The sequence below is a fragment of the Negativicoccus succinicivorans genome, from assembly GCF_018373335.1.
In the GTDB taxonomy this organism is placed as follows: Bacteria; Bacillota; Negativicutes; order Veillonellales; family Negativicoccaceae; genus Negativicoccus; species Negativicoccus succinicivorans_A.
This window is the reverse complement of the sequence record NZ_JAHAHH010000106.1, coordinates 1-2,728: the sequence shown is the minus strand read 5'-3', so window position 1 is coordinate 2,728 and position 2,728 is coordinate 1. Positions and strand designations below refer to the sequence as shown.

2 protein-coding genes, 1 tRNA gene and 1 pseudogene are annotated in these 2,728 nt (G+C 54.3%); all 4 read right to left on the bottom strand.

Annotated features, from left to right (window positions below):
- Window positions 1–409 (bottom strand): annotated as a pseudogene (locus KH813_RS06410) (peptidase M48); the annotation flags it as partial.
- Between the two features lie 60 nt (window positions 410–469).
- Window positions 470–2,122 carry a DUF6056 family protein gene (locus KH813_RS06405; RefSeq protein ID WP_303994519.1) on the bottom strand — a complete coding sequence of 551 codons (1,653 nt, stop codon included), beginning with the start codon at window positions 2,120–2,122 and terminating at the stop codon, window positions 470–472.
- Window positions 2,123–2,319: 197 nt separating this feature from the next.
- A tRNA-Gly gene (locus KH813_RS06400) sits at window positions 2,320–2,394 on the bottom strand.
- 70 nt (window positions 2,395–2,464) lie between these two features.
- Window positions 2,465–2,728, bottom strand: a 264-nt coding sequence (locus KH813_RS06395; protein WP_303994518.1) for a hypothetical protein, incomplete at its 5' end; no start/stop codon positions are given.

Genomic DNA, 2,728 nt, shown 5'->3' with positions numbered 1-2,728 from the left:
CAAACGCCAGCTGTTGATCGTCCAGCACGTCCAGCGTGCCTTTGTTGACGGAAAGCACGCCGGCGAGCGTACAGTACGCGTTGATATCATCGGAAGGATTTACAAAAATCACATATTCTCGCTTGGGCACGCCGCTTTTCACGAGGGAATTCAAAATGCGTTTGGCGCGCTCCTGATAGGCGGCATTATCATAGTAACCGCTTTGCTCTTTGGCGTTGGCGAGAACTTCTTCCTGCCCGTTTTCGTCAAGTTCGCGCAACTGTTCGCGAATTACGCCCATTTGCACCGCGCCTTTGAGTAGGGAAGTTCCGATACCGCCCCACGCAGCCTCCACCGGCGCCGCCAGCGGCATAGTCAAGAAACACGCGGCGAGGACCGCCGCGGTATATTTACGAAATGCAGGAAACATGAGTCCACTCCTTTCGAAATAAAGATCACTTTTTTCCATTATAACATGCTGTTTTTCTTTTTATTTGCGGATCGTCAATTCCTCTAAACCGTAGTAGCGTTTCAAACCGTATTGAGAAACGCCGTTATCGAGCTCCACGTAGAAAATGTGGCGCAGCATGCGCTGCTTAAAGGGAAGCGGCTCGAGTTCGACGGCGGTATAGCCTTGCGCCCGCGCGTCGCGGATATAGGCCATGCGCGCCTGATCGATTTCGTAAATTCTCACGGTAAAATACAATGTGCCGAGCAAAAACGGCAGCGTAATCAACAAAACGATACCGACAATAAAACGTTGCTCCCGTGCGAAGGCGCGACGAACTACGGGCACGTCATACAAACCGACCGTACCGGCGATCAGACACAACACGGCGAACATCGACGCGCGAGCGGGAAACGTCGGCGCGCCGAGCATCGCGAGATTGCTGACGGCGGCAAGTGCTGCGGTAATCAGTAAAAAGCGCACGGGGGGATATTGATTCCAAAGCGTGCGGAATGTCAGCCTCCAGCCGGCGGTTTTCGTTACCGCGGGCGTGAGCATGAAGCGGCGGCGCAAAAGGCGATAGACGAGCCAGATGAGCAAGAGGTAAAGGCCCATCTCTTCGACGCCGGAGCCGATATTTTGCAGCAGGCGCACTGTTTTCGGCTTGAGCAAACCGAGCGCGTGAACGATTGCGATTAAGCCGTCGCCAAACCAACGCCCGACAAAACCGTCGGTAGCATATGACACCGCGAGTACCGCTGCGAGAGCGCCGGCGATATACAGCGGACGTTTCGATCCGGATGGCGCTGGCGCGTTGCGTCCGTAACGCGATATCGCGATTTGTCGATAGGCTAACATCCACATGAAAATCAGCGGTAAAATATAGAGCATCATCTCGCCGTTTCCCGCGAACTGATTGCCGATCCTTCGACCGATGGAAGCGGATACCTCCGCCACGCGGACAAAATTACCGGGCGCGGCGACCAGCGCGATGAAACCGAGCACGCTCCCGCCGACGCCGGCGATCTGCCAGCGGTATCGCTGACCTTTATGCCAACTGTACAGCGTCACCGCGGCCGCCGCGACGATGGTCGCGAGCGAAGCGTTTTCTTCGCCCCAACCGGCGAGAATACCGAGTAAAAACATAGCGCCTGCCGCCCAATAATTGTCGGCAAGCGTTCGCGTCGGGCGCAGAGAAAAATGGTACGGTAAAAGAAACCAGACCATGATGGTCATCGTCCACAGATATACGGTCGAACCGCACATCCATACCACCACTTCGCCGAAATGCGGCAGAGTGTACCAAAGCGCGAGCAGTACAGCGGCGATGCGCACCGGCGCGGGGGATTTTTCGATGCGTCCCGCGCTGTGCCAGCTGAGACCGAGCGCCATTAAAATGAAGCAAAGAGCGTTAGCGATATTGAACCAAACCTTGGGCCAGCGCAAAAAATTATCCAACACAAAAAAGGCGACCATGCGCCCGCCGTGCATTTGGTAGTGACGCGCGAGAGACGTCATGACGTCATGAAAGTTTTCGATCGGCACCAGCGTTTGCCAAATCAGCGCGTACTCATAATCATCGCGATGCCAGGGCGTCCAATTGTTCAGAGCGAACATGTAGATAAACGCGACGCCGAGCAGCAACCATCCGCCGTAGCGACGCCACCAAGATAAGTGAGAAGAAGATCGGTTCATATCATTTCCTTTACTTTCTTTTTATTCTTACGGTTATTATACCACTGAAAACGCATTTTCACGGCTAAACGGCGCGGAGGTAAGGCGCGAATGCATCGGGGGAGGTTTCCGCAATAGCGTGAACGGAACGCAACACGTTGGCGCAAAAAAGCTCCCGGACTCGGGAGCTTTGAACGTCATCGAAATCAACATGAAATTGGAGCGGGTGAAGGGAATCGAACCCTCTACATTCAGCTTGGGAAGCTGACGTTCTACCGATGAACTACACCCGCTTGACGGTACATATTATAGCATATTTACCGTCCTCTACCAAGTGAGTGTAAGCATCGCGCCGCTCTGGATTTATTTCAAAATGACTTTGTGAACCTGTGCCGCGATCAGTTTTTCGCCGTTCGGTTCCGCGGCGAGCATGTTGAGGAACATGTAGGAAAGTTGCGAGCCGACGTAGTTGCGGAAGTGGTTAAAACGCGCCCCTTCGAGATCGGCAGCGCTCATGCCGTAATCGCGTTTGGCGATTTCTTTCAGAATCGCCACGCTCTTTTGCGCGGCCGGCGAGGAAAGTACCCAGTCATGGTCGCCCAAGTGAACGATGTAGCCTTCCTGACG

Coding starts and splice junctions, on each gene's coding strand:
- KH813_RS06405 (WP_303994519.1), bottom strand. CDS start 2,122: ATGAACCGATCTTCTTCTCACTTATCTTGGTGGCGTCGCTACGGCGGA.